General features: G+C 65.3%; 21 protein-coding genes and 1 pseudogene. 10 read left to right on the forward strand and 12 right to left on the reverse strand.

What is annotated here, in order from left to right; genetic code table 11:
• Positions 1-53: 53 nt before the first annotated feature.
• From I6F12_RS16435 to I6F12_RS16450, 4 genes are read right to left on the reverse strand one after another with little or no spacing between them, the layout of a single operon-like run.
• Entirely contained in the window at positions 54-866 is an 813-nt protein-coding gene (locus tag I6F12_RS16435) for a heme ABC transporter ATP-binding protein (protein ID WP_225126265.1), read from the reverse strand.
• A complete protein-coding gene (locus I6F12_RS16440; RefSeq protein ID WP_225156833.1) occupies positions 863-1,948 on the reverse strand; it encodes an iron ABC transporter permease in 1,086 nt (361 codons plus the stop codon). The genes I6F12_RS16435 and I6F12_RS16440 overlap by 4 nt, the downstream gene beginning before the upstream one ends.
• Positions 1,945-2,895 carry a hemin ABC transporter substrate-binding protein gene (locus tag I6F12_RS16445; RefSeq protein ID WP_225156834.1) on the reverse strand — a complete coding sequence of 317 codons (951 nt, stop codon included), beginning with the start codon at positions 2,893-2,895 and terminating at the stop codon, positions 1,945-1,947. Before I6F12_RS16445 ends, I6F12_RS16440 begins: the two co-directional genes overlap by 4 nt.
• A gap of 5 nt (positions 2,896-2,900) precedes the next feature.
• Positions 2,901-3,107 carry a hemin uptake protein HemP gene (locus I6F12_RS16450; protein WP_036022033.1) on the reverse strand — a complete coding sequence of 69 codons (207 nt, stop codon included), beginning with the start codon at positions 3,105-3,107 and terminating at the stop codon, positions 2,901-2,903.
• Positions 3,108-3,369: 262 nt separating this feature from the next.
• On the opposite strand from I6F12_RS16450, the gene I6F12_RS16455 reads away from it, so the two are divergent.
• From I6F12_RS16455 to I6F12_RS16480, 6 genes are all read left to right on the forward strand, one after another.
• Positions 3,370-5,763 (forward strand): TonB-dependent hemoglobin/transferrin/lactoferrin family receptor, encoded by a 2,394-nt coding sequence (locus I6F12_RS16455; protein ID WP_225156835.1) that lies wholly within the window; start codon positions 3,370-3,372, stop codon positions 5,761-5,763.
• Between the two features lie 126 nt (positions 5,764-5,889).
• Positions 5,890-6,225, forward strand: coding sequence for an antibiotic biosynthesis monooxygenase (locus I6F12_RS16460; RefSeq protein WP_035998838.1), 336 nt, complete (start codon positions 5,890-5,892; stop codon positions 6,223-6,225).
• Positions 6,226-6,249: 24 nt separating this feature from the next.
• Positions 6,250-6,765, forward strand: a complete 516-nt coding sequence (gene hutX, locus I6F12_RS16465) for a heme utilization cystosolic carrier protein HutX (protein WP_035998840.1) — start codon at positions 6,250-6,252, stop codon at positions 6,763-6,765.
• Between the two features lie 23 nt (positions 6,766-6,788).
• The gene (exbB, locus tag I6F12_RS16470) at positions 6,789-7,565 is read left to right on the forward strand and encodes a tonB-system energizer ExbB (protein WP_128264129.1); all 777 of its coding nucleotides are present in this window, start codon (positions 6,789-6,791) and stop codon (positions 7,563-7,565) included.
• A gap of 2 nt (positions 7,566-7,567) precedes the next feature.
• Positions 7,568-8,008, forward strand: coding sequence for a TonB system transport protein ExbD (exbD, locus tag I6F12_RS16475; protein WP_128264128.1), 441 nt, complete (start codon positions 7,568-7,570; stop codon positions 8,006-8,008).
• A complete protein-coding gene (locus I6F12_RS16480; protein WP_225156836.1) occupies positions 8,008-8,835 on the forward strand; it encodes an energy transducer TonB in 828 nt (275 codons plus the stop codon). The genes exbD and I6F12_RS16480 overlap by 1 nt, the downstream gene beginning before the upstream one ends.
• A 56-nt stretch (positions 8,836-8,891) precedes the next feature.
• Here I6F12_RS16480 and I6F12_RS16485 read toward each other — a convergent pair whose 3' ends face one another.
• The 5 genes from I6F12_RS16485 to I6F12_RS16505 all read right to left on the reverse strand — a co-directional run bounded on the left by I6F12_RS16485 (position 8,892) and on the right by I6F12_RS16505 (position 14,848).
• Entirely contained in the window at positions 8,892-10,247 is a 1,356-nt protein-coding gene (locus tag I6F12_RS16485; protein ID WP_225156837.1) for an esterase-like activity of phytase family protein, read from the reverse strand.
• Between the two features lie 141 nt (positions 10,248-10,388).
• Entirely contained in the window at positions 10,389-11,231 is an 843-nt protein-coding gene (locus I6F12_RS16490) for a carbohydrate ABC transporter permease (protein ID WP_225112986.1), read from the reverse strand.
• A 49-nt stretch (positions 11,232-11,280) separates the two neighbouring features.
• The gene (locus I6F12_RS16495; RefSeq protein ID WP_035998865.1) at positions 11,281-12,237 is read right to left on the reverse strand and encodes a sugar ABC transporter permease; all 957 of its coding nucleotides are present in this window, start codon (positions 12,235-12,237) and stop codon (positions 11,281-11,283) included.
• 141 nt (positions 12,238-12,378) lie between these two features.
• Entirely contained in the window at positions 12,379-13,719 is a 1,341-nt protein-coding gene (locus I6F12_RS16500; RefSeq protein WP_057028022.1) for an extracellular solute-binding protein, read from the reverse strand.
• 85 nt (positions 13,720-13,804) lie between these two features.
• Positions 13,805-14,848 carry a C-terminal binding protein gene (locus tag I6F12_RS16505; RefSeq protein WP_225156838.1) on the reverse strand — a complete coding sequence of 348 codons (1,044 nt, stop codon included), beginning with the start codon at positions 14,846-14,848 and terminating at the stop codon, positions 13,805-13,807.
• A 254-nt stretch (positions 14,849-15,102) separates the two neighbouring features.
• Between I6F12_RS16505 and I6F12_RS16510 the strand changes: the two genes are divergently transcribed.
• The gene (locus I6F12_RS16510; RefSeq protein WP_035998883.1) at positions 15,103-16,788 is read left to right on the forward strand and encodes a methyl-accepting chemotaxis protein; all 1,686 of its coding nucleotides are present in this window, start codon (positions 15,103-15,105) and stop codon (positions 16,786-16,788) included.
• 120 nt (positions 16,789-16,908) lie between these two features.
• Here the strand turns inward: I6F12_RS16510 and I6F12_RS16515 are convergent, their stop codons facing one another.
• Together I6F12_RS16515 and I6F12_RS16520 are read right to left on the reverse strand one after the other, a co-directional pair.
• A complete protein-coding gene (locus I6F12_RS16515) occupies positions 16,909-17,886 on the reverse strand; it encodes a tripartite tricarboxylate transporter substrate binding protein (protein ID WP_035998887.1) in 978 nt (325 codons plus the stop codon).
• 97 nt (positions 17,887-17,983) lie between these two features.
• Positions 17,984-18,919, reverse strand: a complete 936-nt coding sequence (locus I6F12_RS16520; RefSeq protein WP_225156839.1) for a DMT family transporter — start codon at positions 18,917-18,919, stop codon at positions 17,984-17,986.
• 92 nt (positions 18,920-19,011) lie between these two features.
• Here I6F12_RS16520 and I6F12_RS16525 point away from each other — a divergent pair, with 92 nt between their 5' ends.
• Complete coding sequence (locus tag I6F12_RS16525; RefSeq protein ID WP_036022067.1) at positions 19,012-19,413, forward strand: DUF1330 domain-containing protein; 402 nt, start codon at positions 19,012-19,014, stop codon at positions 19,411-19,413.
• Positions 19,414-19,607: 194 nt separating this feature from the next.
• Here I6F12_RS16525 and I6F12_RS16530 read toward each other — a convergent pair whose 3' ends face one another.
• Positions 19,608-20,540 (reverse strand): DMT family transporter, encoded by a 933-nt coding sequence (locus tag I6F12_RS16530; protein ID WP_035998893.1) that lies wholly within the window; start codon positions 20,538-20,540, stop codon positions 19,608-19,610.
• A gap of 423 nt (positions 20,541-20,963) precedes the next feature.
• Here I6F12_RS16530 and I6F12_RS16535 point away from each other — a divergent pair, with 423 nt between their 5' ends.
• Together I6F12_RS16535 and I6F12_RS16540 are read left to right on the forward strand one after the other, a co-directional pair.
• Positions 20,964-22,256, forward strand: coding sequence for an adenylosuccinate synthase (locus I6F12_RS16535; protein WP_057028019.1), 1,293 nt, complete (start codon positions 20,964-20,966; stop codon positions 22,254-22,256).
• A gap of 37 nt (positions 22,257-22,293) precedes the next feature.
• Positions 22,294-22,742: pseudogene (locus I6F12_RS16540) on the forward strand (hypothetical protein); the annotation flags it as partial.

Below are 22,742 nucleotides of genomic sequence, written 5' to 3' on the forward strand. Positions count from 1 at the left end.
AGGCCCCTCACCCCAACCCTCTCCCCGTAAGAACGGGGCGAGGGAGCGCACCTTCACCGTGGCGGCAGTTCAGCTTGCCCCGCAGCCCGCATCGACTGCGGCAGCACATACGGCACGCCGTCAACTTGATGCACGACCGCGTCGATCTCGAAAATATCCCGGATCCTCTCGCGCGTGACGACCTCGGCGCGCGGACCGTCCGCGGCGAGCCTGCCGCCGGCCAGCACGACCAGCCGGTCGGCAAAGCGGATCGCGAGGTTGAGATCGTGCAGGATCGCGATCACGGCGGTGCCGGCTGCCGCGCGGCGGCGCGCCGCCTCGACGAGGTCGATCTGGTGACGCAGATCGAGGCTCGATGTCGGCTCGTCCAGCAGCAAGAGCCCGGGGCCGTGCTTGGCCTCGCCGCAGGCGAGCTGCACCAGCACGCGGGCGAAATGAGCGCGCTGCTGCTCCCCGCCTGACAGCGTCGGCAATTGCCGCTCGCGGAAATGCGACAGTCCGACCTCGTCCATCGCGGCGTCGACGAGCGGGCCGGCCTCGCGCAAGCTGCGCTCGCCCGCGCCCATCAGCACGATCTCCTCGACGGTGAAGGGGAAGGTGACGTTGATGTGCTGGGACAGCATCGCACGGCGCGCGGCGAGCTCGCGCGGCGCGAAGCTGCCGATGTCGCGCTGCTTGAGCCGCACCTCGCCGGCGCTCGGGCGGAGATCGCCGGAGAGCAGCCGCAGCAGCGTCGACTTGCCGGCGCCGTTCGGGCCGATGATGGCGATCATCTCGCCGGCCGCAACCGTCAGGCCGACGCCGTCAAGCAATGTCGCGCGGCCGGCGCGCTTGCCTAGGTGTCGTGCATCGAGCACTGCGGTCATAGCGCGGCGAGCCCGCGCTGCCGCAGCAGGATGAAGAGAAAGACGGGTGCGCCGACGGCCGCCGTCAGGATGCCGATCGGCATCTCCGCGGGCGCCACGATGGTGCGCGCCAGCGTGTCGGCTCCGACCATCAGGATCGCGCCTGATAGCACCGAGGCCGGCAACAGCAGGCGATGCGCCGGGCCGATCACGAGACGGAGCAGATGCGGCACGACGATGCCGACGAAGCCGATCACGCCGCTGATCGACACCGCGACGCCGGTCATGACCGAGACCATCACGATCGAGATCCGCTTCAGGCGCTCGACGTCGACGCCGCCGTGAAAGGCGTCGGCCTCGCCGAGCACCAGCAGGTCGAGGCCGCGCGCGATGAAGACGCAGCCTGCGAGTCCGGCAATGAGCACCGGCGCGAGCACGGCGGTCTTGGTCCAGGTCGCGCCGCTCATCGAGCCTAGCATCCAGAACGTGATGTCGCGCAGCTGACGGTCGTCGGCGATGAATACCAGGAGGCCGATGCCCGCATTGGCGATCGCGGTGATGGCGACGCCGGCGAGCAGGAAGATCGCGATCGAGGTGCGTCCCGAGCGGCTGGAGATGCCGTAGAGGATTGTGGTGGTCGCCAGCGAACCCGCGAAGGCTGCGAGCGGCAACAGCTCGGTCTGGAGAACGCGCAGCGCCTCGCCGAAGCGGGAATCGGTGAAGACGATCGCGCTCGCGGCTGCGAGCGCGCCGCCGCTGGAGACGCCGACCAGGGCGGGATCGGCGAGCGGGTTGCGAAACAGCCCCTGCATGATCGCGCCGGCCGCGGCAAGCAGGCCGCCGATCATCGCCGCCGCCGCGATCCGGGGAATGCGGATCGACCACAGCACGAGCTGGTCGCGGGCCGTCATGGCCGTGTTTTCGCCGGCCAAGCCCAGCGCGGCTGGCAGCCGGGAGAGCGGGATGCCGGCGGCGCCGACCGTCAGAGCGGCGATCGCGGTGACCAGGAGCACCACGAGCAGAAGGGGAATCGCGAACGATGCTGCTCGCCGTCCCGCGCTGTGTCGCGGGCTCCGTGTTTCGATCCCGGCGGCCACGCTCATTGCCGGCAATTCGCCGTCGACAGCGCCGACGCGAACGCGCCGCCCTCGGCCAAGGCCGGATAGAGCTTGACTGAGAGATCGCGCGCCGCTGCCGCGGTGCGCGGCCCGAAGCCGAGCAGATAAAGCCCATCCATGGTGATGAAGCTCTTGTTGGCCGCGACCGGCGTCAGCGCAAAGCCGGGGTGCGTGTAGATTGCATCGGCCTGCAGCGAATCCTTGCCGCGCTCGATCGACAGCACGACATCGGGCTTTGCGGCCACGATCGCCTCGTCGCTGATGACCTTGTAACCATCGTAATCCTCGACCGCGTTGGCCGCGCCCGCGAGCTGGATGATCTCATCCGCCGCGGTCTTGTGGCCCGCCACCATCGCCCGCCCGTTCTGGAGCGACATCACGAACATCACCCGCACCGGCTTCGTCACCTTGGCGCGCAGGGCACGGAGCTGTGCAAGATCGGCGCCGACCGCGGCGCTGAGACATTCGGCACGCGCATCGACGCCCATGGCGTGGCCGACCAGCTTGATCTTCTCGATCAGGCCTTCCTCGGAAAAGGTCTCGGGCACCAGCACCAGCGGCACCTTCGCCGTCTCCAGGATGTCCATGGTCTCGCGCGGGCCCGAGCCCTGGATCGCCAGGATCAGCGTCGGGTTGAGACCGAGCACGCCTTCGGCCGAGATCTGGCGCACGTAGCCGACATTCGGCTTGTCTTGCAGTGCCGCCGCCGGATAGAGGCTCGTTGTGTCGACGCCGACCAGCCGGCTTTCCAATCCCAGCGCATAGAGGATCTCGGTGATGGCGCCGCCGATCGACACCGTGCGGGCAAAATCGGTAACAGTGACGTCGCGATTGCGCGCGTCATGCACGGTGATGCCCGCGGCGTGCGCAGCAGACGCGAACGCGAGTCCGCCGGAGAGCAGGAGACGGGTGAGGGTGCGGCAACATGTCATTGCAGTTACTTCGTCAGGATCAGCTTGTTCTGCGAGGTCAGGCGGAGACGATAGCTGTCCTCGCCATGCGCAATGATGATCTCGCGCTCGGCGGCAAACAGCTCGCGACTGTCGATCCGGCTGCCGCGCATGGTGAGAGTTCGGGTTGCCGCAGAAGGGCTTTGTGCCGGTCCTGCCGCGCTGCCGCTGCTGTCTCCTGATGTGGCTGACATTGTCGGTGTGATGCGCTTTCGAAAGCTGGAGTACCGCCCGTTTGTACAGGTGGCGCCAAGCGCATTCCAACCATCGCAGTTTACAATCGATATAAACTGTAACCCGATGTCATTGACCGTCAGAGTGTTGCCACGTAACGATTTCTCACAGCGGGGAACTCGCCCGCCTCTTGAGACAATCAGCCAGCCAGTCGCTCGCGTTGCGAGCGCGCGCCAGCCAGACGACATCAAAAACTAAAGTGAAGTGCAGGCTGGGGCTGATATGGCTGACGGGGCTAGGTATTCGCGCGCCCTGATTTTGGGCGCGTCGGTGGTTTCAATTGCGGCAATGACGGCGGAGGGCAGTCTCGCGCAGACCGCATCGCCGCAGAGTGAAAACGCGTCGTCGGACAGGCCGAAGCAGGCCAAGCGTAAGCCGGCGCCGCAAGTTGCGCAGCAGGCCGCGCCGGAGGTGATGAACGCCCGCGCCCAGGCCGGCGGCGCAGCGCCGGTGCAAACGCTCGATGCGATTACGGTCGCGGCAACGAAGACCGAGGAGCGTGCCGTGGATGCGCTGGCACCGGTCAGCGTCGTGACCTCGGCGCAGATCGAGGGACGTCAGGCCAGCACGGTTGGTGACCTCATCTATAATGTGCCGGGCGTATGGGTTCAGAATCGCGGCGACGAGCCGTCGACCTCGATCAACATTCGCGGCCTGCAGGATTTCGGCCGCGTTGCTGTCGTCGTCGATGGCGCGCGGCAGAACTATCAGCGCACAGGCCACTTCGCCAACGGCTCCTTCTTCCTCAATCCGGAGCTGATCAGCGGCATCGACATCGTGCGCGGCCCGACCGCGAACATCTACGGCTCCGGCGCGATCGGTGGCGTGGCCTCGTTCCGCACCAAGGACATCGAGGATGTCGTCCGCGTGGGCGAGCGCTGGGGCGTCGACGTAAAAACCATCCTCGGCAGCAACTACGGACGTGCACTCGGATCCGCGTTTGGCGGTGTTCACGTCAATCCGAATGTCGACGTGTTCGCAGGCGGCACCTATTCGACGCAGGAGAGCTACAAGGACGGCACCGGCTTCGAGGTCGCCAATACCGGCAATCGGCTCAGCAGCGGCATCGCCAAGCTGACGGTGCGGCCGGCGGACGGCCACGAGGTCAAGCTCGGCGCCATCTTTCAGGAAGACATCTACAGTCTGGGCCAGCCGCCGCGACGCGCCGGCGATCCCAATTCGACCAATGCGAACGGCACGAACAATCTGAACGGCACGTCCATCTACGCCTCCAACGTGAAGAATTACACCACGACGCTCGGCTGGAAATATTCGCAGCCGGATGATCAGTGGTTCGACTGGGATGCGAAGATCTACTGGAATCGCACCGAGAACGACCAGACTAAGACCAGGCACACCACCACGACGCCGTCAGTTTATTGCGGTGGCGTGCCGGGCAATGCCGTTTCGGGGTGCATCGGGAGCAACCGCGGATATCTGCTCGATACGATCGGTATCGACGTGCACAACACGACACGCTTCGAAACGGGAAGCTGGCGCCACGCGGTGACTTACGGTCTGGACGCCTTCCAGGACAAAGTATCTACCCAGGATAGGACGGGTACCGGCGAAGTGACGACGCCGGGCGGCCAGCGCACGGTGTCTGGCGGCTTCGTGCAGTGGAGGGCGAACTACACCTCGATGCTCGAGGTGATCGGTGCGCTCCGTTACGACAATTATCAGCTTTCCTCGGCATCCTCGTCGTCGGGCGGCGATCGCCTCTCGCCGAAGATCACCGTTGCTCTCGTTCCGACCGCGGTCGTGACCCCCTATGCCAGCTACGCGGAAGGCTATCGGGCGCCCTCGATCACGGAGACGCTGGTGAGCGGGCCACATGCCGGCGCGACGGTCAACGACTCGTTCTTCCGCTGTCCGTCTGGCACGCCGGGACCGGGCGCGGATTCGACCTTCTGCTTCGTGCCCAATCCAAACCTGCGCCCCGAGGTCGGCAAGAACAAGGAGATCGGTTTCAATATCAAGAAGAACGATCTGTTCACGGCGGGCGACACGCTGCGCGGCAAGATCAACGTGTTCCGCAACGACATCAGCGACTTCATCGATCAGGTCGCTTACGGAAACCCGCTCGTGGTCCCGACCGGGCCGCCTCCGGCACCTTCGATCACGGTGCTCCCGTTCCTGCAGTATCAGAACGTGGCGTCCGCGCTCATACAAGGCGTCGAGGCCGAGGCGATGTATGACGCGAACCTGTGGTTCTTCGGCCTCTCCGGGACCTATCAGAGCGGAAAGAATCTGCAGACCGGCTTCGGCCTCTACAGCATTCCGCCGCAGAAGATCACGACGACGGCCGGCGTGCGTCTGCTCGACCGCACCCTCATCCTTTCGATGATGTGGACGTCGGCAATCGCCAACTACGACATCCCCAGGACCTACACGCCCGCGACGTCGTACGATCTCGTCAATCTTTACGCGCAGTATCACCCGACGCCCGATCTCACGCTCAACTTCTCCGTCGAGAACCTCTTCAATCGCTACTATCGTCCGTACGCCATTCCGGTCGGTAGCACGGGCGACACGCAAAACGACGTGAAGTGGGCGAGCGCCGGTGCTGGGCTCGTGATCAAGGGAGGTCTCAAATACCACTTTGGCGGCACCTGAGCGAGACACCGGAGGTTATGCCTTGCCGATCTCGAAAGCCACGCTGATGCGTCAGCGTGGCTTTCGGTCCGTTCTGAAATATCCGGTCGGCAATTGCCGATCTACAAGTCACAGGAGAAAAGTCGAATGTTCATCGCCATGAATCGCTTCCAGGTGAAACCCGGCTCGGAAGCCGCGTTCGAAACCGTCTGGCGGACCCGTGAGTCCTATCTCGGCAGCATGGCGGGGTTCGTCGAATTCCATCTGCTCAAGGGGCCGGTCGCCGAGGACCACACGCTGTATTCCTCGCATACCGTGTGGGTCGACAAGGCGGCTTTCGAGGCCTGGACGCGCTCGGAGGAATTCCGCCGCGCTCATGCGCGCGCCGACAACAAGACCGGCGAGAGCCTCTATCTCGGTCACCCCAAGTTCGAAGGTTTCGAGGTCATCATGACCGAGCGCAAGGCGAGCGCGGCCGCTTGAGGCGCCGGGGTTGAGGAGCCAGATATGCTGAGCACCGATCTCGCCGACCTCAAGGCGCATATGGCGGACAATCCGGGTGCCGTGATCGAGGACGTCGCGCGCGAGCGCAGCGCCACGCCGCGCGCGGTGATCGAGGCGTTGCCGCCGTCAATGGTGCGCATCGGGAGCGGCGAACATTTTGCCGCCGCCATGCAGGACATCGCGGAATGGGGCGAGGTCACGCTGATCGTCCACACCGATGATGCGATCTTCGAGTTCACCGGGACCATTCCCGCGGGCGAGATCGGCCGCGGCTATTTCAACCTGATGCAGCCAAAGGGCCTGCACGGCCATCTCCGCCACGAGCGCTGCGCGGGAATTGCCTTCGTCGAGCGGCCCTTCATGGGCAAGTCCTCGGCCTTCGTCGCCTTCGTGAACGCCGACGGCGGCATCATGTTCAAGGTCTTCGTCGGCCGCGACGAGACGAGGGCGCTGCGGGCGGATCAGCTGGCGCGGTTCCGGCGGCTCGCGGACCGGATCGCGGCGAAGCTTTCGGCGTAACTTCCATTTGTCGGGAGATCAGGATGCAGAGCAATTCCACGCTAGGGCACGTGATCCTCACAATCGCACTGGCGCTCGTGCCGGCGCCGGCCTTTGCGATCGACGCGGCGCTGTTGCCGCGCAATCTGTCGCCCTGGGGCATGTTCCTCGGTGCCGACATCGTCGTGAAGGTCGTGATGGTCGGGCTTGCCGTTGCCTCACTGGCGACATGGACGGTCTGGCTCGCCAAGACCATCGAGCTGCGTCGCAAGGGCTCGCTCGCCTTGCAGCGGACGCGCACCCTCGAAGGCAACATGACGCTGGCCGAGGCATCCGCGCGGACCGGCGACGCCCGCGACGCAGTCGCGCAGCTGATTCAGTCCTGCGCCAGGGAGGCCGAGCTCTCCGGCGGCATTCTCGACGACGGCCTGCAGGAGCGCGTCGCGTTGCGGCTGGAGCGGGTCGAGGCGGCGATGTCCAGGCAGATCGCGCGCGGCACCGGCGTGCTCGCGACCATCGGCGCCATCGCGCCGTTCGTCGGTCTGTTCGGCACCGTCTGGGGCATCATGAATTCCTTCATCGGCATCTCCGAGAGCCACACCACCAGTCTGGCGGTGGTCGCGCCCGGCATTGCCGAAGCGTTGCTCGCGACCGCGCTCGGTCTCGTCGCCGCGATTCCGGCGGTGGTGATCTACAATCATCTCGTCCGCGGCATTGCCAATTACCGCGCTTTGCTCGGCGACGCCTCGGCGCAGCTCATGCTGCTGGTGAGCCGCCAGCGCGACCACGGCCATTTCCGTCTGGCGCGGGCAGCGGAGTAGCCATGGCCGTCAAGCTCGGAACATCGAAGCTCGGCTCGCGCGGCGAGACGAGCGATTTCGACGTCACCCACGAGATCAACGTCACGCCGTTCATCGACGTGATGCTGGTGCTCCTGATCATCTTCATGGTGGCCGCACCGCTCGCCACCGTCGACATCGGCGTCGATCTCCCGGCGACCGCCGCCGAGCCGGCACCGCGGCCCGACAAGCCGGTCTTCGTCACCGTCAAGCCGGATCTTTCGATCGCCGTGGGTGAGGATATCGTCGCTCGCGACGGGCTCAGCACCTCGCTCGATGCGGCCACCAGGGGCCGCAAGGACGAGCGCATCTATCTGCGCGCGGACAAGGCCGTCTCCTATGGCGACCTGATGGAGGTGATGAATACCTTGCGCAATGCCGGCTATCTCAAGGTCGCACTGGTCGGCCTCGACGGACGCAGCTGATGACCGCGAACGCCTTTGCCCTGCACCAGCCGGTCGACGAGCGGGAGGGTGCGCGCTGGGGGGCCTCGGCGGCGATGATCGTGGCGTTGCATCTCGGCGCCGCGTTGCTTGCAACGAGCTGGCTGAAGCAGGTGCCGGACGAGGGCGTCAACATGCCGGCCATCCTGATCGACATGACGCCGGAGACTTCGGCACCGCAGTCGACGCCGCTGGACATCGCGCCGGGACCGATGATGCAGCAGGCGGATGCGTCACCGCCCGAGCCGGTGCAGCAGCAGGCTGTCGAGGAAATGATTCCGCCGACACCGCCGCAGGAGCAGCCGGATGTGGTGGCTCCACCGGAACAGAGCCTCAAGCCGAGCCCGTCGGAGCCCGAGCCTGCGAAAGTTGCACCCGTGGAGAAGCCCGCTCCGGCGAAGCCCAAGGCGGTCCGCCTCGACGCCCGGAAGCCGTCGGATGCCCTTCCGGCGCCGCGCACCAGCGCACCGCCGCGCGCGGAGCGGCAGGCTCCGCTGGCCTCTGCCGTCAATGCCGGCTCGCTCGCGTCTGCGATGGCGACCTATTATCAGCGCGTCCGCGCGCATCTCATGCGCTTCCACCAGTATCCGACGAGCGCGAATGGCCAGAGGGGCGTGGTCAAGGTGAGCTTCACGCTCGGCCGTAACGGTCAGGTATTGTCCAGCCGCCTCGGCGGCTCCTCGGGCGTCGCAGCGCTCGATGCCCAGGCGATGGCCATGGTGCGCCAGGCCCAACCATTCCCGCCGTTGCCGGCCGAGATCACTTATGCAACCATACCCATCAACGTCCCGGTGATTTTCGGGAAGTAGCCATGGGCAATGACTCTCCCTCCCGCGGAAAAGCGGGAGGGAGAGCGAACCTCGCCTCACTTCGCCTTCAGGAAATCCGCAACCTCGAGCAGCACGAATTCGTTGTCGTCGGCCGTGTTGGGATCGCGGCTGGAGGAGAACGGCAGGTTGTTGTCGTTGCCGACGATGATGTGGGTGTCGTCGACGCGATCGACGTTCTCGATGGTGAAGAACGGGAAGGTGTAGACGCCGTCGTTGAGCGGCTTCCGCGCCTTCTTGTCGGGATCCCTGATCTTCATCAGGTCGATATAGCCGATCTTGCGCACGGGCTTGCCGACATTGGCGTCGGTCAGCTCGATCTTGTAGACGCGCTTGAACTTGGCGAGGTCGGGGAAGCAGTTCTCGCCGCGCTGGCCTTGCGGGCAGGCCTTGTCGGCGGTGCCCTCGCCATTGTCGCGCTCGATGACGAGGCCGGAGGCCTGGTCGATCATGTTGAAGTCGCCGATGGCGTTGCCGTTCTGCTCGAACACATAGTGCCAGTAGCGGCCGGTGAATTTCTCAGCAGTGACGTCGAATTCGAGGATGCGCGAGGCTTCCTTGCCGTCGACCTTCTCCCAGTCCTTCTTGTCGGCATCCCACAGCGGTCCCTCGAGCAGGCCGTAGAGGAACTTGCCGTCCTTCGACGCGGCGAAGCCCTCATAGCCCCGGGAGCGGCGGAGATTGACGTTGGTATAGGTCGCGCCCGGCGCGGCCGGCGTCCCCACCGCCCAATTGTCGGGCGAGCGCACCGGCTTGCCGTCGGCGACCGTATCGAACACGCCGAGGATTTTGCCTGACTTGTCCGCCTTCAGGACATAGGGGCCGAACTCGTCGCCGATCCAGAAGGTGTCGCCGACGATCTGGAAACCTTCGGTGTCGAAATCGGAGCCGGTGAGATAGCGCTTCTGGGTGTCCTCATGCACAATGCGGAAGGGGACGCGTTTGTCGGGGTCGTGCAGGAAGATGGTCTCCAGCCGCTCCATCTTGCCGCTGGCCCAGTCCATCTTGTAGCGGTTGAGGTACAGCATCGAATCCGGCGAGTTGGCGCGCGCGCCCATGCCGTTGTCGGTGAGGACCCGGAACGTGCCGTCGGGCATGGTCTTGATGCCGGAATGGCCTTGCAGCGGCTGGCCCTTGAACGGCAGCGACACGCCGGTCGGACGCTCGAAGGACTTGCCCATCACGGTGCCGAGCGCGTCGACCCGCTTGCCGGTGGTATATTTGCCCGCCGCCTTGAGATCGGCGGGGGCATCAGCCGGCGCCTGGATGAAGGTTTCGGCCGGCATCACCGCATGGCCGGCGAGCTTGGCGGGGAATTCGCCCTCGCTCTGCGCGAGCGCTGTGCTCGCGGTGAGGATGATCGTGGCGACGGTGCAAAGAAAAGTCGCGCGCATGTGCGTCTCCTGTTGGCGGACGCAACGCTTATGCGGATCGCATGTTGCAGTATTGTGAAGCCGGGCCAAAGGCCGCAGCGCTCTTCGCCTCTCCCCGCCTGCAGACCGTGAGAACGGGGAGAGGGGGACGAGAGAGCGGGGCTACTCCTTCACCGCACCCGTCAGCGAAGAGACGTAGTAATCCACGAACAGCGAGTAGAAGATCGCGACCGGGAGCGAGCCGAGCAGCGATCCCGCCATCAGCGCACCCCATTGATAGACGTCGCCGGTGACGAGCTCGGTCAGGATCGCGACCGGCACCGTCTTGTTGGCGCCGCTCTGGATGAAGGCCAGCGCGTAGATGAACTCGTTCCAGGACAGCGTGAAGGAGAAGATGCCGGCCGAGATCAGGCCGGGCACTGCGAGCGGCAGCGTGATCCGGCGCAGGATCTGCAGCCGCGTGGCGCCGTCGACCAGCGCGCATTCCTCGAGCTCGTAAGGAATCGACTTGAAATAGCCGATCAGGAGCCAGGTGCAGAACGGCACCAGGAAGGTCGGATAGACCAGGATCAGGGCCAGCGGCGAGTCGAACAGGCCGAACTGCACGACGACTGTCGCGAGCGGAATGAACAGGATCGACGGCGGCACCAGATAGGCGAGATAGATGCCGAGGCCGACATAGGGGCTGCCGCGGAAGCGCAGGCGCTCGATCGCGTAGGCCGCCAGCGTCGACGCGATCAGCGACAGCGTGGTCGAGCCGATCGCGACCAGCATCGTCGTCTTCAGCCATTGCGGATAGGCGGTGTTGAACAACAGATGCTTGATGTGCGCCAGGGTCGGCGAGGAGATCCAGAACGGGTTGTTGTCCCGGTAGTTCATCAGCTCCGCGTTCGGCTTGAACGAGGTGATCGCCATCCAATAGAACGGAAACAGCAGGATCAGAACGAAGCAGCCGAGCGGCAGGTAGATCATCATCAGCCGCCGCAGCCCGGAATCCCAGGCCATGGTGTCGGGCGGCGCTTTTGCGTCCGCGACGGTCGATTGCGCGACGGTTTCAGTCATTGGCCTCTCCCTGCTGCCATTTGCGGCGTGCTAGGCCGAAATAGGAGAACAGCGTCGCGAACACCAGGAACGGGATCATCGACACCGCGATCGCCGCGCCTTCGCCGAGCTCGCCGCCGGCGATGCCGCGCTGGAACGCCAGCGTCGCCAGCAAATGCGTCGAGTTCACCGGACCGCCGCGGGTAATGGCGTAGACCAGCTGGAAGTCAGTGAAGGTGAAGATGATCGAGAACGTCATGACGATGGCGAGGATCGGCAGCATCATCGGGAAGGTGATGTAGCGGAAGCGCTGCCAGGCGCTGGCGCCGTCCAGCATCGCGGCCTCGTAGAGCGAGGGCGAGATGGTCTGCAAGCCCGCCAGCAGCGAGATCGCGACGAAGGGAATGCCGCGCCAGATGTTGGCGGCGATCAGCGAGAAGCGCGCCGGCCAGGGCGAGCCGAGGAAGTCGATATTGCTGTCGCGCCAATGCAGAACGTCGACCAAGAGGTACGAGATGATCGAGAACTGCGGATCGTAGATCCACCAGAACGCCAGCGCCGACAGCACCGTCGGGACGATCCAGGGCAGCAGCACGATGGCGCGCAGCAGGCTCTTGAACGGGAAATGGTTGTTGAGCAGCAGCGCGAGCCAGAAGCCGAGCGCGAATTTTCCGAAGGTCGCCACGGCCGTGTAGAACACGCTGTAGAACACCGCGTTCCACCACAAGGGGTCCGTGAGCAGGTACTGGAAATTCTCGATCCCGACATAGATGCCGCGCCGGCCGATCGTGGTGTCGGTGAAGGCGAGCCAGACGCCGAGGCCGAGCGGGTAGGTCAGGAATACCGTGAGCAGCCCGAGCGCGGGCGCGAGGCACATCACGATCAGGAACGGCTTGTAGTCGAACAGGCGCACGATCCAGTTCGGCTGCCGTTGCGCCAGTGCGTGGGAGGAGAGGGTGGTCACGGACATAGATTGGTTTGTCCCGTCTGAAGTGTCACGACACCGTCATTGCGAGCGAAGCGAAGCAATCCAGTCTGTCTCCGCAGTGATCGTCTGGATTGCGTCGTCGCAAGTGCTCCTCGCAATGACGGCGGCTCTGTCGTCGTCGCTCTACCGCTGTCGCCGGAAGTAGCGCTTGCAGCGCTGCTCGGCTTCGGCGGCCGCGGCCTCCGGCGTGGCGGCGCCTGTGGCGACGGAGGCGCACATCTGAATCAGCACGTAATCGGCGCTGACCGCGCCGGTCGCCGTCGAGATCGGCCCCTTGTAGCCGTCATAGTAAGTGCTGTTCATCGTGTTCTTGAACAGGCTCACCTTCGGATCCTGCGACCACACGGCGGCCTCGGCATAGGCGGCCAGCGGCTGCGACCAATAGCCGGAATTGGCGTTGAGCCACGGCTCGTATTGGTCCTTCTCCAGCATGTACTGCAGGAAGGCCTTGGCGGCATTGGGGTACGGGCTGTGCTTGAACACCATGGCGTTCAGCGTCAGGCCCGCCATCGGCGAGACCTTGGCGAGGCCCTTGGGCAGCAGCTGATGCTCGCTGTCCTCGGCGATGGCCTTGGTGGCCGGATCGTTCTTCAGCGAGAAGTACAGTGAGACGCCGTTGGCCGTCAGCGCGATCTCCTGCGAGGAATAGGCCCGGTTGTTGCTGACGTCGTTCCAGGACGGCGTGCCGGCGATGAAGGTCGGATACAGCTCCTTGACCCAGTTCAGTGCGGCGATCGTCTCTTTGCTGTTGATGGTGACGTTGCCCTCCTCGTCGAGCAGGGAGGCATTGTGCGACCACAGCGCCCAGTTGGCGAAGCCGTTGCCGTCGCCCTTGGCGTTGCCGAGTGCGAAGCCGGCCGGCTTGCCTGCCTTTTGCAGCTTGCGGCAGAGGTCGAGCACGCCGGCATGATCTTCCGGAACCTTGTCGAAGCCGACCGATTGCAGGACCGACTTGCGGTAGATCAGGGGACCTGCGGTGGCGCCGAACGGCAGTCCGATCCAGGACTCGCTCTTGTTCTTCTTGCCGTAGCGTTGCGCCAGCGGCAGCCAGCCGCCGTACTTCTTGCCGAGATAGTCGGCGACGTCGGTGAGCTCGATCAGCTTGTCGATGTAGATGTGGGGCGCGTCGGAGAAGCCGATGATGATGTCGGGGCCGGCGCCGGAATTCGAGGTCACCGCGGTCTGCTGGTTGATGTCCTCCCAGCCGACGAAGTCGACCTTGACCTCGACCCCGGTGTCCTTGGTGAACTTTGCCGCATTGGCGCGGAACACGTCCTCGTCCGCCTGGACGAAGCGCACCGGGCGCAGCATGCGCAAGGACGCGCCCTTTTCGATCTCGCGCTTGGGTGCCGGGACGTCGGCAGCCTTGATAGCGGATGTTTGCGCTGCAGCACCGGTGGCCGCGAGCGTTGCAGCAGACAGGCCCAGCGCCAAGGCATCACGACGTGTGATGTCGTTCCTCATCAGTACCTCCCTATGATGTCTCCCTTCCCGGCGTTGATCGCCGGTGAAGGGGCCGTTTGGTCCTTGGCGCCTTCGCGCCGCCCGCCTAGCTGTTCGGCCCGCGGTCCATGCTGACGGGCTGCCAGCGGCGGAGCGCGGTGTTCTGCAGCACCGACGGATTGACGCAGCTTACCGGCCACATGCCCTGGAGCACCAGTGACAATTCGTAGCCCACCCGGCGCTTGCGCGCCTGGTCGAACCGTGCCGAGGCCGAGGCGACATGGGCGGTCAGGGTCACGTTCTCCATGCCGAGCAGGGGATTGTTGTGCGAGGGCGGCTCCTTTTCCAGCACGTCGAGAGCGGCGTGCGCGATCCAGCCCTCCTGCAGCGCCTTGATCAGGCTCTCCTCGTCCACGGTGGCACCGCGGCCGGTGTTGATGAAGATCGAGCCTTTCTTCATCTGTCGGAAGTGCTTCTCGGTCAGCATGTGATGCACCTCGGGCCGCGCCGGGGCATGCATCGAGACGAAGTCGGATTGCGACAGCACCTCGTTCAGCGTCGCCGGGATCACGCCGTGTTCGTACATCAGCGTTTCCTGGATGAAGGGATCGTAGGCCATCATGCGCAGGCCGAAAGGCGCGGCGCGTCTCGCGACCGCACGCGCGACCCGGCCGAACGAGATGAAGCCGAGCGTCTGGCCCATCAGCCTCGGGATTTTCAGCAGCGCCGGCCGGCCCTCGGCCCAGCGGCCGTCGCGCACCATGCGGTCCTGCTCGACCAGGCGGCGGAAGCCGGCGAGCAGCAGCATCATGGCGTGGTCGGCGACCTCCTCGATGAAGGTGTCAGGAATGTTGGTGACCGGAATGCCGCGGGCCGTGGCGGCCTTGACGTCGACACTGTCGACGCCGACCGAGCCGAGCGTGATCACCTTGCAGCTCTCGAGCGCGTCGATGATCGACTTGGTGATCGGGATGCCCTTGGCGTAGATCGCGTCGGCGTTCTTCGCGGCGGCGATGAACCCGGCCTCGTCGGCGGGCGCCTCGACGATCTCGGCATCGATCGGATCGAGCGCCTCGCGCTCATAGGAATAATCGCTGCCGGCGACCGTGAAGCTCGCACCCTTCGGCGTCACCACCCTGTATTTCGGCATTATCTGCTCCCGATTTGGTTTCTTGTCGTGGTCCGCCTCGACGAGCGGGCCTTTGCGTCTTTTACGCGAAATTCGGGCAAGTGCGTACAATTCACGGTTGTTGCGGGCGAGGTATATTTCCGTTTTTCCGTGCAAGCCCCGGGCTTCTACGGAGGTGCGTAAGTAACTTGCTAAGGGCTCCGCCACTAAGACTTGATTCGAATTTGATCGATCTCGTCATGCGCCCGTACCCCAATATTGCCGGAGCTAACCCCGTGAAGTTGAGCAATCTGAAGATCGCCCCGAAGCTTGGCATTCTCGTTGGAGTCACGCTGTTCGGCCTCTGCATCTCCGGAGTTCTCGCTGGCTATCTGATGAAGCGCGAGATGGTGAATGCGCGCATCGACCAGGCCAAGGCGATCGTCGAGCTGGCGCGCAACTATGCCGCCGCGTTGAAGAAGCGCGTCGATGCCGGCGAAATGACGAAGGACGCCGCTATGGCCGAGCTTCGCCGCTACGGCAACGCGATGACCTATGACAAGGGTGCCGGCTACCTGTTCGGCACGTCCTATGACGGTCTCACCCAGCTTGCGCCCGATCCGAAGGTGATCGGCACCAACCGAATGGACGTCGTGACCAACGGCCGCAAGCTGTCGCTGGAATTGATGAACGGCGTCAAGGCCAACGGCGAGATCCTGCTTCACTATGAATATATGAAGCCCGGCCAGGAAACGCCGATCCGCAAGATCGGTTACGCCGTCGCGGTCCCCGGCTTCGATATGTATCTCGGCACCGGCGCCTATCTGGATGACATCGACGCCAAGATGGGTCCGGTCTACTGGCTGCTCGGCCTGGCGGTGCTCGGCATCGTCATCGTTGCCGGCAGCGTCGCCTGGATGATCGGCCGCAGCATCAGTGCTCCGCTCGGGCTGCTCGGCACCCGGATGCGGGAGCTGGCCGACGGCAAGCTCGAAGGCGACATCCCCGGCGTCGGTCGTGGCGACGAGATCGGCGCGATGGCATCGACCGTGCAGATCTTCAAGGACAACGCGATCCGCATCCGCGACCTCGAGAAGACCGACGCGGACGCCAAGGAACGCGCCGCGGCGGATCGCCGCAGCGCCATGGAGGAGATCGCCAACGATTTCGAGCGCAGCGTCAACGGCATCGTCCGCTCGGTCTCCTCGGCCGCAGCCGGCATGCAGACCACGGCGCAATCGATGACCGCGACCGCCAGCGATGCCTCCTCGCGCGCGGCGACCGTCGGTGCCGCCTCGCAGAAGGCGTCCGGCAATGTTGGCACCGTTGCGGCCGCCGCCGAAGAGCTGTCGAGCTCGGTTGCGGAAATCTCCCGCCAGGTGACGCGCTCGACTGAAGTTGCGAGCCGTGCCGTCAGCGATGCCGAGCGCACCAACGCCACGGTGCAGGAGCTCTCCACCGGTGCCGAGAAGATCGGCGAGGTGGTCAAGCTCATTCACTCGATCGCGGCGCAGACCAACCTGCTCGCGCTCAACGCCACCATCGAGGCGGCGCGTGCCGGCGAGTCCGGCCGCGGCTTCGCCGTGGTCGCCTCCGAGGTCAAGGCGCTCGCCAACCAGACCGCGAAGGCGACCGAGGAGATCTCCGCCCAGGTCGCGGCGATGCAGACCTCGACCAGCGACGCGGTGTCGGCCATCTCCGGCATCACCCAGACGATCGCCGAGATGAGCGAGATCACCGCCGGCATTTCCGCATCGATCGAGCAGCAGGGCGAGGCGACGCGCGAGATCGCCCGCAACATCCAGTCGGTCGCGGCCGGCTCGAGTGAAATCAACGCCCATATCGGCAGCGTCACCTCGGCCGCCGAAGCGACCGGCAGCGCGGCCAGCGATGTGCTCACCAACGCCCGCGAGCTGGACACCCAGTCCGGCGCGCTGCGCGATGCCGTCGACGGCTTCCTCGCCAAGGTCCGCGCGGCGTAAATTCTTGCGCTGAATTCGTAGGGTGGGCAAAGACGAGAAGCGTCGTGCCCACCTTTTCTTTTTGAGTACGGTGCGACTCTTCGTGGGCACGCTGCGCTTTGCCCACCCTACGAGACCGTACTACTGCTTCTCGATCTTCGCGTTGGCGATCAGCTTCTCCCACAGCACCAGCTGCTCGTTCACGAAGGTGCCGAGCTGCTCCGGCGTGCCGGAAAAAGCGTCCATGCCGAGCGTGGCGAGCTTGGCCTTGATCTCCGGGTTCTCGATGATCTTGCGGATCTCGGTGTTGAGCCGGGTCACGATCTCCTTCGGCATGCCGGCCGGGCCGAAATAGCCCTGCCAGGACGTGATGTCGAAGTCCGGCACGCCGGCCTCCTGCATCGAGGGCAGGTGTGGCACCAGCGGCGTGCGGTTCTTGGTGGTGACGGCGAGCGCGCGCAGCGCGTTGCCGTTGACATGGGGCAGGCCGGTCAGGATGTCGACGAACATCATCGACACGCGGCCGCCCATGACGTCGTTGAGCGCCGGCGGCGAACTCTTGTAGGGCACGTGCAGCAGGTCGAGCCCGGCATTGTGCGCGAAGGTCGCGCCCGATACGATCGCCGCCGAGGAGCCCGAGGCGTAGCTCAGCTTGCCCGGATTGGCCTTGCCATAGGCCACCAGCTCTCCGACCGTCTTGGCCGGCACCTCGGGATTGATGACCAGCATGAAGGGCAGATCGCCGGTGCGGGCAATCGGGGTGAAATCCTTGACCGGATCGTAAGTGAGGCTCTTGAGCAGATAGGGATTGGCCGAATGCGTCGTGTTGGTCGTCACCAGCAGCGTGTAGCCGTCGGGAGCAGCCTTCGCGACATAGGTCGCGGCAAGCATGCCGTTGGCCCCCGCCTTGTTCTCGATCACGATGGGAACGCCGAGCGCCTGCGACAGATGCTGCGAAATCAGCCGCGTCGTGGTGTCGGTGCCGCTGCCGGCCGCGAAGGGCAGCACCAGCGTGATGTTGCGGCTGGGATAGGTGTCGGCGTGAGCGGTGGATGCTGCCGTGAGGCATAGCGCGGCCGCGGCGACGGTCCGCAGGTTTCGAATCAGCCCTGAAATCATGTCGGTCGTTCCCTCTTTTTGGTTGGCGGGGAACCTAGCTTGTCCAAAGGGGAATCGGAAGATGGCTATAGGTCGTGACCGCGTCCGTCGCGCGGAATTATGTCATCGCCGAGTCCCGCCGCGATGCAAGCACGACTCCGGCGAGCACCAGCGCGTAGCCGATCAGGTGGAACGGCTGCAGCTTCTCACCCAGCAGCACGATCGCCAGCGCCGAGCCGAACACCGGCACCAGATGGAAGAACGGCGCCGCCCGGTTCGGCCCGATCAGCGCCACGCCGCGGTTGAAGAAGAGATAGGCGAGTGTGGAGGGGAAGATCAGGATGTAGCCCAGTGTCGCCAGCGTGGTCGCGTCGAATTGCAGCACGCGGCCGCTCGCCGCCTCCCAGATCGCCGTCGGCAGCAGCATCGTCGCGCCGCAGCAGGTGGTGAAGGACAGGAAGGAGAGCTGGTGGATCTTCGGCCGGCGCGGGATGAAGGCCGAGTAGAGCCCGAACGCCACCAGCGACGAGGCGAACATGATGTCGCCCCTGTTGAAGCTGATGCTTGCCAGCGCCGCGAGGTCGCCGCGCAGGATGATGATCAGCACGCCGAGCAGCGAGATCGCGATGCCGCCGAGCTGCGCGCCGGTCAGCCGCACGCCGAACAGCACCAGCGACCACAGCGCCACGAACAGCGGACCCGCCGACTGGATCAGCAGCGCATTCAGCGCCTCGGTGTATTGCAGCGCCCAGTACGAGATCGCGTTGTTGAAGGCAAAGCCGACCAGCGACAGGAACAGCATCAGGGGCATGCTCTTGCGCAACGCAGGCCAGTCGCGCTTCAGATGCGGCCAGGCGAACGGCAACAGGATCAGGAACACGCCGAACCAGCGGATCGTGGTGATCGTCAGCGGCGGCACATGCGCCCCGACATGGCGTGCGAGCACGATGTTGCCGGCCCAGAACAGCGAGCTAAGGCTGAGCAGCAGATAAGGCTGGTTGTTGAGCCAGCTGGCCGGATTGGCGGCCGGTGGCGCGGGCGAAGCGGTCGTCATGGGCGTTGGATACAACTTGCGCCCGATTGCCGCGATGGCACAAGTCACAGCGCCGCAATGCTACAATGCAGCCGAGCCCTAAGGAGGTGCCATTGGCGGTCAATATGTTGAACATCGAGGGCCTGGAGCGGCTCGATCCGAATGCGCCGGTGGTGATGCTGAACCTGATGCGCTTCCACGCGCGCTCGCTCGATGGCGACGGGTCGGGCTGGGACGCATACTTGCGCTACAGCGCGATCACGGTGCCGATGATCAAGGCGCGCGGCGGCACGCTGCTCTGGACCGGTGAAGGCAAGGCGGTCGCACTCGGTCCGCACGCGGGCAATGATTGGGACTTCGTCGCGCTGGTCCATTACCCGTCCGTCTCGGCCTTTCTCGACATGATGACCTCGCAAGCCTACGAGCGCGAAGCCGATCCGCATCGCGTCAACGGCTGCGCCGAGCACGTGATCATTGCGACGAGCGAGGCGTACAGCAAGTTCAAGACGAAGTAGCAGCGCGTGCACTTTTCCCCTCTCCCCTTGTGGGAGAGGGTGGCTCGCCGCGTAGCGGCGAGACGGGTGAGGGGTCTCTCTCCGCGAGTCCACTCCCAATTGAATGCGCGGAGACAACCCCTCATCCGGCGCTTCGCGCCACCTTCTCCCACAAGGGGAGAAGGGAAGTGCAGCGAGCGCTTCGATGAAGCCGCCTAACTTGCCTGCTTTCGCGACGCCGCGAACACGCCCGCCAGCACCAATGCGAAACCGATGAAGTGGAACGCCTGCGGGTGCTCGCCCAGAAACGCCATCGCCATGATCGAGCCGAACACCGGCACGACGTGGAAGAACGGTGCGGCGCGGTTGGCGCCGATCAGGCGCACGCCGCGATTGAAGCAGAGATAGGCGAGCGTCGAGGGAAAGACGGCGACGTAGAACAGCGTCAGGAGGTTCGGCCCGTCGAGCTTCATCACCGGGCGAGCGGACAGTTCCCAGATCTCCAGCGGAATGAGACAGGCGGCGCCGCAGCCGAAGGTGAAGGCGAGGAACGAGAGGCCGTGCATCGGCGGCCGCCTCAGTGACAGCACCGAATAGAGCGCGAAGATCAGGAGCGCGAGCAGGAAGATCAGGTCGCCCTTGTTGAAGTCGATGCTCGACAGCGTGGTGAAATCGCCGTGCAGCAGGATGGTCAGCACGCCGCACATCGACAGCAGCACGCCGAAGGCCTGCGCGGCGGTGAGACGAATGCCGAGGATGACCAGCGACCACAACGCCACCAGCAGCGGCGCGGCCGACTGCAGCAGCAGCGTGTTGAGCGCCTGGGTGTGCTCCAGCGCCCAATATTGCAGCGTGTTGAAGGCGCCGATGCCGGTGACCGAGAGCGTGACCATCAGGCCGAGCTTGCCGCGGATCGCCGGCCAGTCCTGCACGAGGTGCTTGAAGGCGAACGGCAGCACCAGCAGGAAGGCAAAGAACCAGCGCAGGAACGACAGCGTCACCGGCGGAATGTGGCCGGCAGCGAGCCGCCCGACGATGGCGTTGCCGGCCCAGCACAGCGCGGTGATGCTGAGCAGCAGGTAAGGCTGGTTGGCGATCCAGCTGTGGCCGGATGTTTCCGCGGGCGTGGTCTGGCCGGTGGCGGACATTGTGATGGTTGAGCCCCGCGTCGAGTACGCCGAGCCCTCCGGCCCGGCGAGGTCCGGGCCGGCTGATCACCCGGCAGGTCCAAAGACACGGAAAACCAGGTTGCATCAACGGGGACGGGCGCATCGCGACCATGCTGGCGGCGAAGGCAGCCTCTCCCGCTTTGGTCGAAGCCGCCTGCGCCGGCCCGCCAGGGCCCGGGATTTTCCGCGGATATCAAGGGCTTGGACCGGACGTTGGACCCCGAAAAAGCCCCGTTCTTGCTTGCCTAGAAGGGCTGCTTCCTTTATCCGGTTGGCTGCCTTGCGTGCGGGCGGCTCCGGCTGCCGATTGGGCTGGGCGCAGGCGTGATCCCGGAAGAGTGGGCACCGGTTTTCCGCGAGGATCATGCCTTCTAGAGACAGATTGAACAGGATTACCCGCGAATGGCCAATGTTGTCGTCGTCGGCGCCCAATGGGGCGACGAAGGGAAGGGCAAGATCGTCGACTGGTTGTCGGAGCAGGCGGATATCGTCGTCCGCTTCCAGGGCGGCCACAACGCCGGCCACACGCTGGTGATCAACGGCAAGACCTACAAGCTCGCGCTCCTGCCCTCCGGCGTGCTGCGCGAGGGCAAGCTGTCGGTGATCGGCAACGGCGTCGTGTTCGATCCCGCCGCTTTCCTCGACGAGGTCGCCAGGCTCAGGTCGCAGGGCGTCGATGTCGGCCCCGACAACCTGCGTGTCGCGGAAAACGTCACGTTGATCCTGCCGCTGCACCGCGAGCTCGACGCGCACCGCGAATCCGCCAGCGCCGCGACTGCGATCGGCACCACCCGCCGCGGCATCGGGCCGGCCTATGAAGACAAGGTCGGCCGCCGTGCCATCCGCCTGATGGATCTGGCCGATCATCAGACGCTGCCACACAAGATCGACCGCCTGCTGGCGCACCACAACGCGCTGCGCCGCGGCCTCAACCTACCGGAATTCGACGGCGCGGTGATCCTGAAGGAGCTGATGGCGATGGCGCCGCAGCTGCTGCCCTATGCCGAGACGGTCTGGCGGCTGCTCGATATCGAGCGGCGCGCCGGCAAGCGCATGTTGTTCGAGGGCGCGCAAGGCGCGCTGCTCGACGTCGACCACGGCACCTATCCCTACGTCACCTCGTCCAACACGGTGGCGGCGCAGGCCGCGACCGGCGCCGGCCTCGGGCCAGGCGCGGTCGGCTACGTGCTCGGCCTGTGCAAGGCCTACACGACCCGCGTCGGCCAGGGCCCGTTCCCGACCGAGCAGGACAACGAGATCGGCCGCAAGATCGGCGAGCGCGGCCGCGAGTTCGGCACCAATACCGGCCGTCCGCGCCGCTGCGGCTGGTTCGACGCCGTGCTGGTCCGCCAGGCGGTCCGGACCTGCGGCATCAATGGCCTTGCGCTGACCAAGCTCGACATCCTCGACGGCTTCGATTCAATCGAGGTCTGCACCGGCTACAAGCTCGACGGCAAGGAGATCGACCATTTCCCGGCCGGCGAGGGCGCGCAAAGCCGGGTCGAGCCGATCTACGAGACCATCGAGGGCTGGAAGGAGCCGACCGCCAATGCGCGGTCCTGGGCCGACCTGCCGGCGCAGGCCATCAAATATGTCCGGCGGATCGAGGAATTGGTGGGATGTCCGGTCGCGCTGCTTTCCACCAGCCCGGAACGCGAAGATACTATCCTGGTGCAAAATCCGTTTGAGGCTTAACGATATCTTACCGGGACGCGCGTATAGTTGAGTAGAAATGGCTGATTACTATCCGCTGATCGCCCGCGCTATTGCCGCCCTGGACCCCAACGCTCCCGGCGAAAGCCGTCGCGCGCTCTATGAACGGGCGCGCACGGCACTGATCGCGCAGCTGCGCAGCGTGCAGCCGCCGCTCTCCGAATCCGAGATCACCCGGGAACGGCTGTCGCTGGAGGAGGCCGTTCGCAAGGTCGAATCGGAGGCCGCCCAGCGGGCCCGCGAGGCCTCGCGTCCCGGTGGCGCCGCCCGCTCCGGCTCGAGTGGCGATGCCTTCCGCCGCGCCAGCACCCGTGCCACCGAGGCGAGCCCGGCTGCGGCTCCGCCGCGCACGCGTCCGGCCCCGACGCCGCCGCGCGCCGACCGCCCGTCCTTCAACGTTGATGATCAAGGCGAGGCCCCGCGGCCGCCGCGCGCGCCCCGTTTCGACGCCCCGCGCCCACCTGGCCC

Source organism: Bradyrhizobium sp. IC4059 (assembly GCF_020193615.1).
GTDB lineage: Bacteria > Pseudomonadota > Alphaproteobacteria > Rhizobiales > Xanthobacteraceae > Bradyrhizobium > Bradyrhizobium yuanmingense.